The organism is Pusillimonas sp. (assembly GCF_029263785.1).
Taxonomy (GTDB): Bacteria; Pseudomonadota; Gammaproteobacteria; order Burkholderiales; family Burkholderiaceae_B; genus Pusillimonas.
On the sequence record NZ_JAJUFE010000017.1, the window covers coordinates 1 to 18,237 of the forward strand.

Genomic DNA, 18,237 nt, shown 5'->3' on the forward strand with positions numbered 1-18,237 from the left:
CCAGAAGCGAACATTATCAAAATCAAGCGCCGTTGGGAACAAGGCGCGGGCCTGCTCGCGCATATTTTGGCAACGAGTTGTATTCAAGCCTCGGGAATAGCCGCCGATTTCTGCCACACCGGCCATGCGCAACTGGTTGCCCAATCGAGAATACACCACTTTTCGGGCACTGTCCGTAAGGCTGACAGTAGGCGCAGCCATCGCGTCAATGACATCAAAGGTAGCCGAGTATCCCTTTGCAGGGTAAACCGGGCAGCGCACTCCCAAAGGCGCAACAAGATGAGGCGTCCAGCTTCCCAATGCCGCCACATAGGCATCGGCCCTTAGGGTTTCGTACATGCCTTCGGAGTTGATCAGCTCGACTGCCTGTACTTCGCCGCCGGCCGCCAGCAGGCGACTGACCTGGGTTGAAAATCGAAACTGCACGCCCGCCTGCTGCGCCAGTTGCGCCAGTGCTGACGTAAACATATAGACATCACCGGACTCGTCTTCGGCGGTATAGTCGCCACCAACGATGGACGCTCGGGCCGGAGCAAGGGCCGGCTCAATCTGGATGACTTCGTCAGCCGTCAGCACCCGGCGGTCAACCCCGAAATCACGCATCAGGTCGGCGGCATCCTGGGACAGGTCAAACTCGGCCGGATCCTGATAGAAATTAAGGATTCCTCGCTCGAGATGGTGATATTCGATTCCCAGCTCGGCCCGCATCTGCTTCAGGGTGGCCAGGCTGTATTCGGAAAGCGCCACCATTGCGCGAATATTGGGCGCCAGGCGCGACGGCAGGCATTCGCGCAAAAAGGCAAAACCCCAGGCCCATTGCCGCATGTCCATGCGGGGCCGGAAGGAAATGGGGGCATTATCGGAAAGCAGCCATTTCAACAAGCGCAGCGGCATGCGCGGATTGGCCCACGGCTCAGAGTACGACACCGAAATCTGGCCGCCGTTTGCGCGGCTGGTTTCTTGCGCCGGACCGCTTTCGCGGTCGACAACCACGACCTCGTGTCCCGCCTGCGCCAGCCACCAGGCCGTCGCTGTTCCGATGATTCCGCTTCCTAGTACCGCTACTTTCATGGCTCTTACCTTTTATACGTCAAGCCGCTGTCATTATGTCCGGGCGCCTTTGCCCGCTGCTCATGGACGGCCGGCTTGGCGCTCAAAGCGTTGACAAGCCCTAATTCACGTCTGCCTGCGAGGTGAACGCATCGGCAAAGAATTCTTCGTCTGGAAGGCCGCAATGCTGTGCGAAATCGCGTCGAGCACTTTCGACCATAATGGGTGCACCACACGCGTAGACCTGATGCCCGGAAAGATCGGGCAGATCTTCCATGACTGCGTGATGCACGAATCCGGTTCGCCCCGTCCAGGCGTCGTCGGGCAAGGGCTCGGACACCACCGGCACATAACTGAACCATGGCAGGGTTTGAGCCCACTGCTGCGCAAGCTCGTGCATGTAAAGGTCGCGCGGCCTGCGCCCCCCCCAGTACAGCACCGCGGGCCGACTTATCCCCTGTGCAATCATTTGTTCCACAATTGCCTTGATTGGCGCAAACCCGGTACCGCTGGCCAGGAAGACAATGGGTTTGTCACTGTCGTCGCGCAAAAAGAACGACCCTAGCGGCCCTTCTACACGCAATATTTCGCGCAGCTTCATCTGGGTCTGGCCGGCACCAAACACATGATCGGTAAATACTCCGCCGGGCATGTGACGCAGATGCAGCTCAACCAGATTCTTTTCGTTGGGCGGACACGCCATCGAATAGCTGCGCCGGCTGCCGTCTTTGAGGATGAACTCGATGTACTGGCCCGCATAAAAGCGGAATGGCTCAGACGGTGGCAACTGCAACCGGATAAGCTTGACGTCGTGCGCCAGATCTTCGAGACCCATCACGCGCGCGGGCATCTTGCGGATCTGGATGTCGCTGGCCATGCGAATCTCGTGCGCCTCGATCACCATGTCCGAGCCGGGTCTGGCCTGACAAAATAACGTATAGCCAGCCGCAAGCTCTTCCGGCGACAGAATTTGCGCGGGACTTGAGCCCGCCTCGAATTCACCCTCGAGCACCTTTCCCTTGCAGGTCGAACACGCCCCGGTACGACAGCTGTATGGCAGCACGATGCCCGCCTCCATGGCGGCATCCAGCACAGATTGCCCCTGTGCTACCGAAAACTCATGCCCGCTGGGCAAGACCTTTACCTTAAAACTCATACCGCGTGATCATCCTTGAATAAAAGCGCGACGCAGGTCAGCACACCGCTAATTCAACCATTTTAAGCGCGCCGCAGCACCGGCTGCTTGACCTTCACCGATAGAGCCTTGCCCTTGCGAGCCCTCTTGCCCATGTAAGGCGTCAATTCTTCGCTGTCCAATACCTGTTCGATCTGCTTGTTTCTGTACACGCCTTCGGCAACAAGGCCGGCTTTACCAAACGCAAGCCATTGCGAAATGGTGTCGCCCGCATCAAGCCCCATCAGGACCGTTCCACGCCCTCCTCCGGACAGCACTTTCAGCTCTGCCAGCTCAATTGCCAGGAAACGCCCCTTGCCGGTCAACATGCCCACGTGACTATCGTCGCCGGCCAGTGCAAGCGGCTTCAGAAGCTTGTCGTCTTTTTCAAGGTTGACGAACTGCTTGCCCGCTCGTTGACGCGTGGTCATGTCCTTGAGCGTGGTGATGAAGCCGTAACCTTGTTGAGTGCCCAGCACATATCGGCCACTTTCATCACCCGCCACCATCTGCACGATGCGAGCACCGGGCTCAAGGTCAATCATCGAGGTAATCGGTTGCCCGTCGCCCCGGGCCGAGGGCAAGCTCGATACCGCTACGGTATACACCCGGCCAGTGTTTGAAATCGCCACCAGGCTGTCGGTACTGCGGCATTCAATCGCGTCGTACATCGCGTCGCCCGACTTGAAGCTGAACTGTGTCGCGTCATGTCCATGACCCTGTCGCGAGCGCAGCCAGCCTTTCTGGGAAATGATGACGGTTACCGGTTCGTCCACCACCTTGGTTTCAAGCACCGCGCGCTCGGCGGTTTCAATCAGCGTGCGCCGATCATCGCCGTACTGCTTGGCATCGGCTTCAATCTCTTTGATGATCAGACGCTTGAGCGACGAGGGGTTATCCAGCAGCTCTTGCAATTTCTGTTGCTGATCCCTTTGCTCGGCCAGCTCTTTCTCGATCTTGAAGCCTTCCAGCCGGGCCAGCTGACGCAAGCGCATCTCAAGGATGTCTTCAGCCTGACGTTCCGACAGGTCAAAGCGTTCCATCAATGCCTGACGCGGCTCGTCGGATTCGCGTATGGTCTGGATCACCTCATCGACATTCAGGTAGACCACCATTCGTCCTTCGAGGACATGAATGCGGTCGGTGACTTTATCCAGTCGGAATCGGGTGCGCCGCGTTACCGTCTCGGTGCGGAAGCTGAGCCACTCGGTAAGGATGCGCCGCAATGGCCTCTGGGCCGGACGCGCATCGGTTCCAATGCAGACCAGATTGATCGAAACGCTGCCCTCCATGCTGGTCTGCGCCAGCAGAAGATTGACGAACTCGTCACGGTCGATGCGACTGGTCTTGGGCTCGAACACCAGACGCACGGCGTCTTCCTTGCCGGACTCGTCCCGAACGGCGTCCAGCATGCCCAATACAAGTGCCTTCGTCTGCTGTTGTTCGGCGGTAAGGCTTTTCTTGCCGGCCTTGACCTTGGGATTGGTGCGGTCTTCGATTTCCTCGAGAATCTTCTGCGCAGAGGTGCCCGGTGGCAGCTCATAGACCACAAGCTGCCATTGTCCGCGAGCCATCTCCTCGAAGCGCCAGCGCGCCCGGGCCTTGATCGTGCCACGACCGGTCTGATAGATCTGGGCGATGTCTTCAGGCGAAGAAATAATCTGCCCGCCACCGGCGAAGTCAGGCCCGGGCAACAGCTCGTGCAACGTCTCGTCTGGCAATTTGGGGTTTTTGAGCAGCGCCACGCAGGCTTGCGCAACTTCGCGCAGGTTGTGTGAAGGAATCTCGGTAGCCATCCCCACGGCAATACCCGAGGCGCCGTTGAGCAACATGACCGGCAGGCGCGCGGGCAGCAACAACGGCTCTTCCTGACTGCCATCGTAATTGGGAATGAACTCGACCGTGCCCTCGTTCAGCTCGTCGAGCAATATGCGCGAAAATGGCGTCAGCCGCGCCTCGGTATAGCGCATTGCCGCCGCGTTATCGCCGTCGCGAGACCCGAAGTTGCCCTGACCATCGATCAACGGGTAGCGCAAGGTAAAGTCTTGCGCCATGCGCACCATTGCATCATAGGCGGCCTGGTCTCCGTGGGGATGGTACTTGCCCAGTACGTCGCCGACCACACGGGCCGATTTGACAGGCTTGGCACCGGGCCCCAGCCCCATTGCGTCCATCGCATACAGAATGCGTCGCTGAACAGGCTTTTGGCCATCGGTGACATCGGGCAAGGCGCGACCACGCACGACCGAGACGGCGTAATCCAGGTACGCCTGCTCGGCGTAATAGCCCAGAACCAGGCTTTCGCCGTCGTCGTCGCTATCGAAAAGTCCTGCTTGAGTGGTGTCCATGTTGCTCTCTTAAATATCGACGTCGGCCAGATTGCCTTTTTCTTCGAGCCAGCTGCGACGCTGACTTGCTTCGCCCTTGCCCATCAACATATCGAACATGCGTATCGTGGCTTCCATGCCCAGTTCGCCACACCGCACCATCATCAGCCGGCGGGTGTCGGGGTTCATGGTGGTGTCCCACAATTGCTCGGCGCTCATTTCACCCAGACCCTTGAACCGGCTGATGCTCCAGGAGCCCTCGCGCACATTCTCTTTGCGAAGCTTGTCAAGCACGGCCTCGAGTTCGCCCTGGTCCAGACAATACAGCTTGCGGGCCGGACGCTTGCCCAATGCCGGTACATCAACCCGGAACAGGGGAGGCCGTGCAATGAACACATGACCCGCCTCGACCAGCTTGGGAAAATGCCGGAAGAAAAGTGTCAAGAGCAAAACCTGAATATGTGAGCCATCGACATCCGCGTCCGAGAGGATGCAGATGCGACCGTAGCGAAGATTGGATAAATCGACCTCGTCGTCCAGGCCGTGCGGATCGACGCCAATCGCCACGGAAATGTCGTGAATCTCGTTGTTGGCAAACAGGCGATCGCGCTCGACCTCCCAGGAGTTAAGCACTTTGCCGCGCAAGGGCAGCACGGCCTGGAATTCCTTGTCGCGTCCCATTTTGGCGGAGCCGCCGGCCGAATCGCCCTCAACGAGGAACAGCTCGGTACGCGATGGATCAGACGATTCGCAATCGGTAAGCTTGCCGGGCAGCACGGCGACTCCCGAGCTTTTCCGCTTCTCAACTTTCTTGGCCGACCGCGCGCGGTCTTGCGCCTGACGAATGGCCGTCTCGGCCAGCTTCTTGCCCAGGTCCACATTCGCATGCATGGCAAGTTCGAGAGCGTTCTTGACATACCCGCCCACCAGACGGACTGCATCCCGGCTGTTCAGACGCTCTTTGATCTGGCCCTGAAACTGCGGGTCGAGCACCTTGGCCGAGAGCACGAAGCTGGCCCGCGCGAAGACGTCTTCCGGCAACAGCTTTACGCCTTTCGGAATGAGGCCGTGCAGCTCGGCAAACGATTTGACCGCGTTGAACAAGCCCTCGCGCAGGCCGGCTTCGTGCGTGCCGCCGGCAGGCGTCGGAATGAGGTTGACGTACGATTCGCGAACCACATTGCCTTCTGTTGTCCAGGCTACCGCCCAATGCGCGCCTTCGCCTTCAGAATAGTTTTCATCGTCGTCATCCGCATACTGGCGCCCTTCAAACAAGGGCACGATTTTCTCGGCATCGGCAAGCGCTTCGTTCAGATAGCCTTTTAGCCCGTCTTCGTATTGCCACTGCTGGGTCTGGCCGGATTTCTCGTTGACCAGCACCACCTTGATGCCTTCAAGCAGCACAGCCTTGCTGCGCAGGGAATGGATAAGCTCAGCAGACGGTATGGCGGCGCTGTCAAAATATTTGGGATCGGGCCAGATACGGACTCGTGTGCCCGTCTTGCGCCGGCCGACCGTGTCAGTCTGGGTAAGTGGCTGCGCAACGAAACCGTCGGCAAACACCAGTTGATGCTCTTTTCCGTCGCGCCATACGGTGACCTCCAGTCGCTTGGACAAGGCGTTGGTCACTGATACCCCCACACCGTGCAGACCGCCCGAAAATGCATAGGCTCCGCCGCTTTTCTTGTCGAACTTTCCGCCCGCATGAAGCCGCGTATAGACAATTTCAACCACCGGAACCTTCTCTTCAGGGTGCAGGCCCACCGGGATTCCGCGCCCGTCATCTTCGACAGATATGCTGCCGTCGGCATGCAGGGTTACCTTGATCTGTTTGCCATAGCCCGCCAGCGCTTCGTCTGCGGCATTGTCGATGACCTCTTGCACGATATGCAGGGGGTTATCCGTACGCGTGTACATGCCGGGCCGCTGGCGCACCGGCTCCAGTCCCTTGAGCACCCGGATGGACGCTTCGTCGTAACGTGAAATAGCCAAGATTTCCCCAAGTTTCGGTGGATGAAAAAACAGTATTTTACGGACAAGGCGGCTGATAACGTCAACCGACCCCTGCCAGCCCTTCACGGCCAGGCCACCACAAACAGGGCCAAGCACCACAAACAAACACGGCCGGGGCATCACCAACAACACGGTCAGGGCATCACCAACAAACACGGCCAGGGCTTCACAAAGTATTCCGGCCCCGCTGAAAACATGGCCTCAAACCTCCCGAGCCATGTACATGGGCGGCCTGACAGTGGTATGCTAGAAAAAATTTTTAGAAACCGGCACCTCCTATTAATAAAATCTTACGGTGTTCCGGTACGGCAAGCGCCTGGCGCATGCACCGATTATTCAGCATTCTTCTGCATCCAAAATCCTTCCTTTTTTCACTATGAGCGAATTGATCCGAAACGTAAGCGACGCCAGCTTCGACGCCGAGGTATTGCAGGCCGATGGCCCTGTCCTGGTCGACTATTGGGCTGCCTGGTGCGGCCCCTGCAAAATGATTGCCCCGCTGCTCGACGAAGCGGCCAAGCAGTACGAAGGCCGTGTTACAATTGCAAAACTTAACGTCGACGAAAATCCCGAGACCGCTGCCCGGTTCGGTGTTCGCGGCATCCCGACCCTTATGTTGTTCAAAGACGGCAAAGCCGCAGCAACCAAGGTGGGAGCACTGTCCAAATCCCAGTTGGCCGCCTTTCTCGACGAATCCGTTTAATCGCATTCAACGTCTTGCGCGCGGGCTCGTCTTGAGCCCGCCACCCACATTGCACAACCCCCCTTCTTTTTTCTCATGCACCTCACAGAACTAAAAGCGCTGCACGTTTCGCAGTTGCTCGAAATGGCCGCGAGTCTGGACATCGACAACGCGAGTCGTTTGCGCAAGCAAGAAATCATGTTCGCCATCATGAAGAAACGCGCCAAGCAAGGCGAGCAGATCTTCGGCGACGGCGTGCTCGAAGTGTTGCCCGACGGTTTCGGTTTCCTGCGTTCACCCGAAACGTCGTATCTGGCCAGCACGGACGACATCTACATCTCGCCCTCACAGATACGTCGATTCAACCTGCATACGGGGGATTCCATCGAAGGTGAAGTACGGGTGCCAAAAGACGGCGAACGCTACTTTGCGCTGGTGAAGGTGGACAAGGTCAACGGCATGCAGCCCGAGGCCATCAAACATCGCATCATGTTTGAGAACCTGACGCCGCTGCATCCCGACCAGGTGATGACTCTCGAACGCGACATCAAGAGCGAAGAAAACATCACCGGCCGGATTCTGGATATCTTTGCGCCTTTAGGCAAGGGCCAGCGTGCCCTTATCGTGGCCAGCCCCAAGTCGGGCAAGACAGTGATGATGCAGCACATTGCGCATGCCATCACCACCAACTATCCCGACGCGACCATGATTGTGCTTCTGGTCGATGAACGCCCCGAAGAAGTGACAGAAATGCAGCGCACCGTGCGCGGCGAAGTGGTTGCATCAACCTTCGACGAACCGGCCACCCGTCACGTGCAGGTCGCCGAGATGGTCATCGAAAAAGCCAAGCGCCTGGTCGAGCTCAAGAAAGACGTTGTCATTCTTCTGGATTCCATCACACGTCTGGCCCGCGCCTACAACACTGTGGTCCCCGCATCGGGCAAGGTGCTGACGGGCGGTGTTGACGCCAACGCCCTGCAGCGGCCCAAGCGCTTCTTCGGTGCTGCACGCAATATCGAGGAAGGCGGTTCGCTGACCATTATCGGCACGGCTCTGATCGAGACCGGCAGCCGTATGGACGAAGTGATTTACGAAGAATTCAAGGGTACCGGCAACTCCGAAGTTCACCTTGAACGTCGCCTGGCGGAAAAACGCATTTACCCCGCCATCAATCTGAACAAATCCGGCACACGCCGCGAAGAGCTTCTCATCAAGCCCGAACTGCTGCAAAAGATCTGGGTATTGCGCAAATTCATACACGACATGGACGATGTCGCTGCCATGGAATTCATCCTGGACAAGATACGCGCCACCAAGACCAACGCAGAGTTCTTCGAGATGATGAAGAAATAATCCAAGCGAATACTCCGACAATCTGGCCGAGCCGGGTGGTTCGGCTACGAACCACGAGCACCTAATTGATGAAACTACCAACACTGAATCAATTTCTCGAAAAGGTCCAGGCACGCGACCCGCACCAGCCTGAATTCATGCAGGCCGTGCAGGAAGTCATGGGCTGTTTATGGCCATTCATCGAAAAGAACCCGCGCTACGCTGAAATGGCCTTGCTCGAGAGACTGGTAGAACCCGAGCGAGTGATTCAGTTCCGGGTTTCCTGGGTTGACGACAAGGGGCAAGTGCAAGTCAATCGGGCATTCCGAATTCAGCACAACTCTGCCATCGGCCCCTTCAAGGGCGGCATGCGCTTCCACCCCTCGGTCAACCTCTCCATCCTCAAATTCCTGGCTTTCGAGCAAACCTTCAAGAACGCACTCACCACCCTGCCCATGGGCGGCGGCAAGGGCGGTTCCGACTTCGACCCCAAGGGCAAGTCGGATGGCGAAGTCATGCGCTTTTGCCAGGCTCTGATGATCGAACTGTTCCGCCATCTGGGCCCGGACACCGACGTCCCCGCAGGCGATATCGGCGTAGGCAGCCGTGAAGTCGGCTTCATGGCAGGCATGATGAAGAAGCTTTCCAATTCTTCTGCCAGCGTATTTACCGGCAAGGGCGTGAATTTCGGCGGCAGCCTGATTCGTCCGGAAGCCACGGGCTATGGCACCGTGTTTTTCGCAGAAGAAATGCTGAAGCACCAGCGACAGTCTCTGGATGGTCTGACGGTCTCGGTATCGGGCTCGGGCAATGTGGCGCAATACGCCATTGAAAAATGCATGCAGATGGGCGCCAAGGTTGTGACGGTGTCCGATTCACACGGCTGTGTGGTCGACATGGCGGGCTTCACACCCGACAAGCTGGCGGCGCTGAGCGACATCAAGAACAACCGTCGTGAGCGGCTTGAAACCTACGCACGCGAGCAGGGTCTGGTGTACGAGGCCGGCAAGCGTCCCTGGCATGTTCCCGTCGACGTTGCCCTGCCCTGCGCCACGCAAAACGAACTCGAGATCGAAGACGCACGCACCTTGATCAAGAACGGCGTACGCTGCGTTGCCGAAGGTGCCAACATGCCCACCAGCCTCGATGCGGCTCACGCCTTCATCCAGGCGGGTGTACTGTACGCGCCGGGCAAGGCAAGCAACGCTGGTGGCGTGGCCGTCTCGGGCCTGGAAATGAGCCAGAACGCATTGCGTCTGAACTGGACGCGCGAAGAAGTCGAAACCCGACTCCACATCATCATGCGCGACATCCACGAAGCCTGTGTGCGCTACAGTGGTCAGAAGCCCGGTGAGCAGGTCAACTACCTGAACGGCGCCAACATTGCCGGATTCGTCAAAGTGGCTGATGCCATGCTTCAGCAAGGCGTGTACTGAGCTCGTACTGGCCTTGCTGAAATCGGCGGCGTACCGCGGTACGGCCGCCGATTTTGTTTTGGGCGCCGGGGCCGTCCGGAAATCGCGGGTCAGCGCTGTGCCCGAAGTCCCTTTCCGGCAGGGGCCGTCTTGAGCTCGGCGGCATCGTGCAGGCCATTGGCAGAATCGTCATCCAGCTCGACATCGCCGCCTTCGATATGACTGGCAGGGGGAACCTTGGCAGGCTTTGATGCAGGCGCCGAGACCTCATGCAGTTGCGGCGAGTTCAAATCTCCGTCCACGTCATAGTGCACTGTCATGGCCTGAGAAAGCGGTTTGCTGAGCAACCATTGCGTGACAAAGGCTCCAAGACCCACGATGGGATTGATGGCGATACCGGCGGCCACCGTCGCGCCACTGACGTCCAGCTTGGGCACGACCATGGCCTGAAGATCAAGTTTTTCGCTCGTCAGATCAACATCGCCACCAATGCTGATCGTGGCCACGGGACTTGTCACCTGATAATCATTGGTCGTCATGACGCCGTCCTGAATATGCAAGGTGCCGGCAATCCGGTCAAACGGAAAGCCGCCCTTGAAAACGGAGGCGGGGTCAAGGCTCAGGGTGGCCAGCCTGCGAATGGACTGCAGCGACAACAGTTCAAGCAGGCGCGCAGTGCGCGAATTGACAGTGCTGAACCGCCCCTTCTCAAGCTCAAGACGCAACTGGCCATTAAGGTCGGATCGCTTGTATTGCCACGGCATATTGCGCCATTCGAAGCGGCCCTTTAATGTGCCATGCCCCTTGTCCATGACATCCTTGACGTCGATCTGGTCCAGAAAGGCGCCCAGATCCTTTATGTCTACTTCAGCATCCAGTGTCAGACCCCGCTCGGCACCGCTCAACCGCCAAATGCCTGAGCCATGCAAGGCAGCCGAGGGACTGGCCAGGCTCAGTTCATTCAATCGCCAGAAGCGGCCTCTTTGTTCGCTGACTCCTTTGACTTGCAAGGCGCCCACCTGGCGGCCATACAGGCGAAGGTTGTCCACCTTGAGTGAAACGGCGGGCACATCCACTTCGCCCTCCCACGATGCCTCTTCTGTCGCGCCTCCAGCTTTTTGGGCACCCGGCTCGGCTGACGATTGAGTCTTGTCGGCTTCGGCACCTACCGCAAGCCTGTCAAAGTGGGCATCCACCCATCCGGTCGAACCCGCATCAGCTTCACGCCAACGCACTGTGCCGGCTGTTTCAGTCGAGGCAATATCAAAACGCCACTGTTGCGCCTGTTCTCGCTGGGCCGTGACAGTAGCCGTTTCGAGCTCGATGCCGTAGAGCTCTATGGTGTCCGCCTGCAGACGTACCCATTGCAATTCAGGAAACAATTCGCGCACAGGTGACACCTGCGCCTGGGCAGTCGACCGGGCGGGCACGCCAAATTCGTCGACGGCCGACTCCCAGGCATTCACGCCCAAACGTGACTGGCGCACATCGATGACCAGGCCTTTGGCAGGCAGTTTGTCGGGCAGCGTGGTGCCGACGGCTCCGGAGACAAAATAAGGGCCGGTCTTGTCGCTTTCCCGACGCAGAAACCATGCCTTTAGCTCGGACCCCAATCCCACCTTCAAGTACATCTGGCCGGCTGCAGGCGCCGGCACCCACTGAACATCGAGCCGACTCTTTGCATCGGCCGACTTTCCGGCTGGCTCGGGCAGGTCTATAGCCAGGCCCTGCAAATCGCTTTGCGCCGTCATCGCATAGCGCCCCGAGGATTGCCGACGAAGGGACGCGTGATACGCAAGGCTTCCTTTCAGGCGCTCCATGCCCTGCACGCCCACATAGTCGCGCAACGCGTCGGCAGAGATGCGGCCCTTGAGTTCCAGACCCTTTCGTTCACCACCTACGCCACCACTGAACTCGGCCACATCCCCAAGAAACCTGGCCTTCAGGCCGTCAGCACTGAACCCGGTTTCCGAGAACTCAAGTCTGCCTTCAACCTGTTCAAACGGCGGGGCGTCAGGGTCGAGCGACACCGTGCCTCCGTTGAAATTCACCGCCCCCTGCACCTTTGCATCGTCAACATTCAGAAGGGGAATGGTCAGGCTGAGCGGCACGGACCAGTCTCCTTCCGCGGTTGCCGGATCAAGAAAACCATCCAGCAGTCGACGCAAGGGCGAGTGGTGGGCAAGCGCCAGATACGATGGGGCAGGAGCGAAGGTTTGTCCTTGAATGGTCAGGACGGAGTTCTGCTCGATGTTGGGAATCCGGGCGTTAATATCGCGCAGCTGGATACTATGGCCTTCAGCCGGGCGCACAATGGCCGTGTCCGCTGACAGTTGCAGATCTACACGGTCAAGCACCGCGCGTCCGGAGACCTCGTGCAGGCTGGGCCAGCTTTCATCAGGGGTCCTGCCGGGCGCGTAATCAATAATGCCCCCTTCGAACCGTCCGTCAATCAGAAAGGTCCCGTCGGAACTGCCAAACGGGAAATGCTCGAGATCACCCTTCAGCACTACCCTGGCATCATGAATTTCGCCGGCCAATAGTCCGTTCGTCAGCCACTCCCGCGCATCAAGATTGACGCTGGTCGGCATGAACAGGTCAATGCCATCGAGCGTGGCGCGGTCGAACAGACCCTGAATGTCGGCCAATCCAGCCGCTCCGTCGCCGCCTTCCCGCCAGCTACCCTGCCATGCCAGATCCATATCGGCATTGACGACACGGCTCGGGTCGAACAGTGCTGCCAGGCCGCCGCCCGCCTGTCGAAATACGCCGCCCTGCATCGAGACGTGCCCAAAATGCAGAACATGCTCGAACAGACCGGGCGTATTCAGGTCCAGGCCCTTGACCGTGAATGCAAATTTCACGGGTGGGCCGTCTTCGGAGGGTCGCACGGGGACGTATTCGGACTCCCTCTGCCCTGAAGGCATGACCAACCGTTCAAACGCTTCAAGAGCCCCTTCGTAGGCCGGCCACGATCCGTCGATAAAGGCTTCCACATGCCTGCCCGCCACTTCTGCCTGATCGCCAAGCATCCAATGCCCGTGCTCCACCTTTACGTGCGCTGCCACCCGTTGTGGCTCCGCCTCGGCAAATGTCAGCCACCATTGGGCCGATACATCTCCGGAACGCATGTGGCCGGGGATATCCATCCAGGATCGCCACTGAAGCGGGGTCATCCCGTCCACATTGATATAGACACTGCCCTTCCAGGCAGCGGGGTCTGTGCGCTCCAGTTGCGGACGCACGAAATTCACGTCTGCACGCATTTCAAAGCGTCGACCCAGGTCGCCGGGCGGAACGGCGCTTAATGCCATGCGATGACCATTAATGCCCGACACCACGCCCAGCGTGACCTCCTGAAGCCGCAGCACGCGTCCGTCCCGCGTCTCGTCACGCCAGCTGAGAACGGCATCACGAAGGGCAATGCGGGGCTGCTTCGCCAGCCACTGCACCATGGGATGATCCAGAGCCAGCTGGGGCGAATCGCCATCTTGCTCGACCTCGATATCCCGACCCAGAATCCAGATGCGTTCCTGTGCGTCGCGTCGCGCTTCAATGTTCAGGCCCACGGCTTCTATGTAAGAGAAGCCAGGCATGCCACTAAACAGGCCTTTCCATGCAAGCGTCGCCCGAATGCGTGGAAGCTGCAGAACCTCGATGCCGCGATCATCCAGCACGTGAACGTCATTGAATTCAAAATGCGGATGCCAGCCTTTCCAGCCTGCTTCGATGCGGCCAAGCGTCACCGGTGTTTTCAGGGCCTGCGAAAGCTCTGCCTGGATACGTGGCCGCCAATGATCAATATGGGGAAGGAGTCCGTGCCGGACCACAAGGAACAGTGCGCCTGCCAGCAGGTACAGGACCAGGGCCAGGCGGCCCAGTCGTCGAAGCAGCGCGGAGGGTCGAAACACGGTTGAGGTAGCCAATTCGGAGGGATATGCAGTATCTTTTCAGACTTATACCTGAAAAATGAACTATCGTCGCGACCTCCAGCGCAATCCATGACAAGCTCCTACCAACAGATAAACAAAGCCCTGGAATGGTCCGGCGCACTGCGTCGCAAGACCGGATCAAACAAAGAATTCGCTGAATGGCTTGATCAGGCCGCCACAAACACCGTCGACAACAGCCTGATTCGACAGTGGTTCAACGAGTTGCGTCAAGAATCGCCCGCTGGCCCGGCCATGCCCTGTGTCGATGCACGGCGGATACTGCGCCGATTGCGTGAGCGTGTGTTTTTTACACTCATGGTCCGCGACATCAATGGCACTGCCTCTTTGGCCGAAGTCACCGAAGCTACCAGCCTGCTTGCCGACCTGGCGGTCACCCAGGCCTATCAAAGCGTGGCCGCCGAGCTTGCCGACGTTCACGGCGTACCTCGCGACCCACATACCGGCCAACCGCAGGAAATGCTGATCATCGGCATGGGCAAACTGGGAGGCAAAGAGCTCAACGTGTCCTCCGACATTGACCTGGTCATGCTGTACGGTGAAGAAGGCGAGACCGACGGTCGGCGAAAAATCAGCAATCATGAGTTTTACGGCAAAGTCACCCAGCGCATGATGCCCGTGCTGTCAGAACCGGACGCCGATGGCCAGGTGTTCCGAACCGACTTGCGTCTGCGGCCCGATGGAGACTCCGGACCACTGGCCTGGAGCCTGGACGCGCTCGAACATTACCTGGTGGCCCAGGGCCGCGAATGGGAACGCTATGCCTGGTTGAAAGCACGCGCCATCCCGGTCACCGCCTTTGAGGGCAGCAACATCCAGACGCAGATTTCCCAACTGGAATCGCTTCGGGTTCCCTTCGTTTACCGCAAGTATTTCGATTTCGATGCACTGTCTGCCCTGCGTCAACTGCGAGAACGGATTCGTCAGGACTGGCAGCGCCGCGCCCAGGCTCGTACCGGGGTCGATGCCACACACAACATCAAGTTGGGTGATGGGGGCATACGCGAAGTCGAGTTCATCGTTCAGTTGAACCAGCTCATTCGCGGCGGACGCATGCCCTCGCTTCAGAAGCGCGGCCTGTTGCCGGCCCTGCGTCGCCAGAAGGACGCCGGAGTCATCCCCACAGACATCGCCGACAAGCTGCATGACGCCTACTGTTTTTTGCGCCGTACCGAGCACATGCTGCAGTATCGGGAAGACGAGCAGACTCATTTACTGCCCGTCGACCCCGGCCTGCGCCGGCAACTGGCTGTTGCCATGGGCATGGAACCCGCAGAGTTTGAATCAACCCTTGCCGAACATCGCAAATTCGTCAACCAGACCTTTCGCAATGCATTCCGGCTGGCCGGCATGGGCGAATCAGACGAAGACTCTTCTGCCCCCAGCTCGCGCGAAGGCAGCCTCGGCGATTACGTGGCCGACCGGCTTGGCGACCAGGCAGGCACACTTGCAGAACGTATCGAGACCCTGCTGGGAACCCACCGCATCCGCAGTCTTCCGGCCAATAGTCGCAAACGCCTTGATGCCCTGTTGCCCGCCATTGTCGATGCCGCCGCCAACACGCCGGAACCCGAGCAGACTGCCATACGGTTGCTCGACCTGGTGGAACAGGTAGCACAGCGCAGCGCTTACCTGGCGTTGATGGCCGAATACCCCGAGATACTGGCCCGCGTATCGCGCATTGTGGGCGCCAGTCCCTGGGCGGCCCAGTACCTTTGCCGGTACCCGCTGCTGCTGGATAGCCTGATCGAGTGGAATTCGCTGATGTCTCCCCTCGACTTAAGCTCTTACGCCAAGCATCTGCACGACGAACTCGATGCCACTACGCTGCCCGACGGCAGCCCCGACGTGGAACAGCAGATGAACCTGATGCGGGACATTCAGCGCCAGATCAGCTTCCAACTGCTGGCGCAGGATCTGGCCGGCGTGCTCACCGTCGAACAACTGGCTGACCAGCTCTCTGCGCTGGCCGACATGCTGCTGGAAGAAACCCTGTATCGCGTGTGGCCGCTGATCCAGCCCAAAAGCACCACCGCCTCCGAGGCCCTGGCGCCGCCAAGATTCGCCATCATCGCGTATGGCAAGCTGGGCGGCAAAGAGTTGGGTTATGCCTCTGACCTTGACCTGGTGTTCCTGTACGACGACGAGCGCGAGGACGCGCCCGAGATCTACGCCAAGCTGGGCCGGCGCATGACCTCATGGCTATCGACCATGACCTCATCCGGCCGCTTGTACGATGTCGACCTGCGGCTACGACCCGACGGTGACGCCGGCATGCTGGCCGTTTCGGTGGACGCATTCGCCCAATACCAGTTGAACCACGCCTGGCCGTGGGAACACCAGGCCATCACCCGCGCCCGATTCGCGGCGGGCGACAAGTCGGTGGGTGAGCGCTTTGAAGCGGTCCGGCGCGAAATCCTGCTTGCCCGGCGCGACCCCGAAAAACTCAAGGAAGATGTGCGCGAGATGCGCGACAAGATCAGCGCCGGCCACCCCAACAACTCCGAGGATTTCGACCTCAAGCATGATCGTGGCGGGATGGTCGATGTCGAGTTTGTCACGCAGTATCTCGTCTTGGCTCATGCACGCCAATACCCCGTACTGATCGACAACCTTGGCAACATCACCTTACTGAAGCTGGCAGGCGAACACGGACTGATTCCCATGCAGCTGGCCATCGAGGTCTCGGATGCCTACCGCGTGTACCGTCGCATGCAACATTCGCTGCGATTGCAGGGAGCAGAAAAAGCACGCGTATCGCAAAGCCTGCTCGTATCCGAACGGGCCTGTGTGCGCCTGCTCTGGAACACCGTCATCGGCGAATAAGCAGGCTGCACCCAGCCAGGCATTACAATCAGGTGGCCCCGAGGCCATGTGCATCGGGCCAATTGAACAACTTTTGTAGCAGGCAGGACGTGACACATTACGATTACATCGCCATTGGCGGCGGCAGCGGCGGAATCGCCTCGGTCAACCGAGCCGCCATGTACGGCAAGAAATGCGCACTGATCGAGGCAAAGGAACTCGGTGGCACATGCGTCAATGTGGGCTGTGTACCGAAAAAAGTCATGTGGCATGCAGCACAAATCGCCGAGGCGATCCATCGCTACGGCCCTGACTACGGCTTTGACACCACAGTGAACCGTTTCGACTGGGAAACTCTGGTCAAGAACCGAAGCGCATACATTAACCGCATCCACACTTCGTACAACACTGTCCTGGACAAGAACCGCGTCGACATCATCCGCGGCACAGGGCGTTTTGCAGATGCGCACACCATCGATGTCGACGGCAAGCGCTACACCGCCGATCACATCCTGATCGCTACCGGCGGCCGCCCATCATGGCCCGACATCCCTGGGGCCGAACATGGCATTGACTCTGACGGCTTCTTCGAACTGACGGCCCCCCCGGCACGCGCTGCTGTGGTGGGCGCCGGCTATATCGCCGTGGAACTTGCAGGTGTACTCAATGCCCTGGGCAGCCAGACTCACCTGTTTGTAAGGCGCCATGCTCCACTACGTAACTTCGACCCCCTCATCAGCGAAACGTTGGTCCAGGTGATGCGGGATGAAGGCCCCACGCTTCACACCCAGGCGGTCCCCAAGTCTGTCGAAAAGAACGCCGATGGCAGCATTACCCTGCATCTTGAAAACGGCGACAGCCACACGGTCGATTGCCTGATCTGGGCGATTGGCCGAGAGCCCTACACGTCGCACCTTGATCTTGAGGCCGCCGGCGTCGAGGTGAATGCCGGCGGCTATATTTCAGTCGACAAGTATCAAAACACCAACGTTCCCGGCATTTATGCTGTCGGCGACATCACTGGCCAGATCGAACTGACCCCGGTCGCGGTCGCGGCGGGACGACGCCTGTCCGAACGTCTGTTCAACAACAAGCCGCAAGAGCACCTGGATTACACCAACGTGCCCACTGTCGTGTTCAGCCACCCGCCCATCGGCACGGTCGGCCTGAGCGAGCCCGAAGCCAGGGCCATTCATGGCGACGATGCAGTCAAGGTGTATACGTCGGCATTTACGGCCATGTACACGGCGGTGACTCAACATCGGCAGCCTTGCCGCATGAAGCTCGTGTGCGTCGGACCAGAAGAGAAGATCGTCGGAATCCACGGGATCGGCTTCGGAATGGACGAGATGCTTCAGGGCTTCGCGGTGGCACTCAAGATGGGGGCAACGAAAAAAGACTTCGACAATACGATTGCCATCCACCCAACGGCAGCCGAAGAATTCGTCACGATGCGATAAAAGGCGACAGGCTTTTGCGAACGGGTACG

At 58.9% G+C, this 18,237-nt stretch carries 10 protein-coding genes; 5 read left to right on the forward strand and 5 right to left on the reverse strand.

Going from position 1 to position 18,237, the window contains the following annotated elements; all coding sequences use genetic code 11:
* The 4 genes from Q1J88_RS06460 to parE all read right to left on the reverse strand — a co-directional run.
* The coding region (locus Q1J88_RS06460) for a D-amino acid dehydrogenase (protein WP_301116763.1) at positions 1–1,071 on the reverse strand (1,071 nt) is incomplete at its 3' end.
* 100 nt (positions 1,072–1,171) lie between these two features.
* On the reverse strand, positions 1,172–2,206 hold the full coding sequence (locus Q1J88_RS06465) for a CDP-6-deoxy-delta-3,4-glucoseen reductase (protein WP_301116764.1): 1,035 nt from the start codon (positions 2,204–2,206) through the stop codon (positions 1,172–1,174).
* 62 nt (positions 2,207–2,268) lie between these two features.
* Entirely contained in the window at positions 2,269–4,572 is a 2,304-nt protein-coding gene (gene parC, locus Q1J88_RS06470) for a DNA topoisomerase IV subunit A (protein ID WP_301116765.1), read from the reverse strand.
* 9 nt (positions 4,573–4,581) lie between these two features.
* On the reverse strand, positions 4,582–6,546 hold the full coding sequence (parE, locus tag Q1J88_RS06475) for a DNA topoisomerase IV subunit B (RefSeq protein WP_324215703.1): 1,965 nt from the start codon (positions 6,544–6,546) through the stop codon (positions 4,582–4,584).
* A gap of 394 nt (positions 6,547–6,940) precedes the next feature.
* Between parE and trxA the strand changes: the two genes are divergently transcribed.
* From trxA to gdhA, 3 genes are all read left to right on the forward strand, one after another.
* On the forward strand, positions 6,941–7,267 hold the full coding sequence (trxA, locus tag Q1J88_RS06480; RefSeq protein WP_301116767.1) for a thioredoxin TrxA: 327 nt from the start codon (positions 6,941–6,943) through the stop codon (positions 7,265–7,267).
* A 75-nt stretch (positions 7,268–7,342) separates the two neighbouring features.
* Complete coding sequence (gene rho, locus Q1J88_RS06485; RefSeq protein ID WP_301116768.1) at positions 7,343–8,599, forward strand: transcription termination factor Rho; 1,257 nt, start codon at positions 7,343–7,345, stop codon at positions 8,597–8,599.
* A 68-nt stretch (positions 8,600–8,667) separates the two neighbouring features.
* Positions 8,668–10,014, forward strand: a complete 1,347-nt coding sequence (gene gdhA / locus Q1J88_RS06490; RefSeq protein WP_301116769.1) for an NADP-specific glutamate dehydrogenase — start codon at positions 8,668–8,670, stop codon at positions 10,012–10,014.
* An 89-nt stretch (positions 10,015–10,103) separates the two neighbouring features.
* Here the strand turns inward: gdhA and Q1J88_RS06495 are convergent, their stop codons facing one another.
* Positions 10,104–13,904: a YhdP family protein gene (locus tag Q1J88_RS06495; protein WP_301116770.1), complete on the reverse strand. Its 3,801-nt coding sequence runs from the start codon at positions 13,902–13,904 to the stop codon at positions 10,104–10,106.
* A 90-nt stretch (positions 13,905–13,994) separates the two neighbouring features.
* Between Q1J88_RS06495 and glnE the strand changes: the two genes are divergently transcribed.
* Both glnE and gorA read left to right on the forward strand, forming a co-directional pair.
* The gene (gene glnE, locus Q1J88_RS06500; RefSeq protein WP_301116771.1) at positions 13,995–16,769 is read left to right on the forward strand and encodes a bifunctional [glutamate--ammonia ligase]-adenylyl-L-tyrosine phosphorylase/[glutamate--ammonia-ligase] adenylyltransferase; all 2,775 of its coding nucleotides are present in this window, start codon (positions 13,995–13,997) and stop codon (positions 16,767–16,769) included.
* Positions 16,770–16,858: 89 nt separating this feature from the next.
* Positions 16,859–18,208, forward strand: a complete 1,350-nt coding sequence (gene gorA, locus Q1J88_RS06505; protein WP_301116772.1) for a glutathione-disulfide reductase — start codon at positions 16,859–16,861, stop codon at positions 18,206–18,208.
* The last annotated feature ends 29 nt before the right edge of the window (positions 18,209–18,237 follow it).

Bases quoted from the DNA above. Each gene is read 5' to 3' on its own strand.
- Q1J88_RS06465 (WP_301116764.1), bottom strand. From the start codon at position 2,206: ATGAGTTTTAAGGTAAAGGTCTTGCCCAGCGGGCATGAGTTTTCGGTA.
- parC (WP_301116765.1), bottom strand. From the start codon at position 4,572: ATGGACACCACTCAAGCAGGACTTTTCGATAGCGACGACGACGGCGAA.
- trxA (WP_301116767.1), top strand. From the start codon at position 6,941: ATGAGCGAATTGATCCGAAACGTAAGCGACGCCAGCTTCGACGCCGAG.
- rho (WP_301116768.1), top strand. From the start codon at position 7,343: ATGCACCTCACAGAACTAAAAGCGCTGCACGTTTCGCAGTTGCTCGAA.
- gdhA (WP_301116769.1), top strand. From the start codon at position 8,668: ATGAAACTACCAACACTGAATCAATTTCTCGAAAAGGTCCAGGCACGC.
- glnE (WP_301116771.1), top strand. From the start codon at position 13,995: ATGACAAGCTCCTACCAACAGATAAACAAAGCCCTGGAATGGTCCGGC.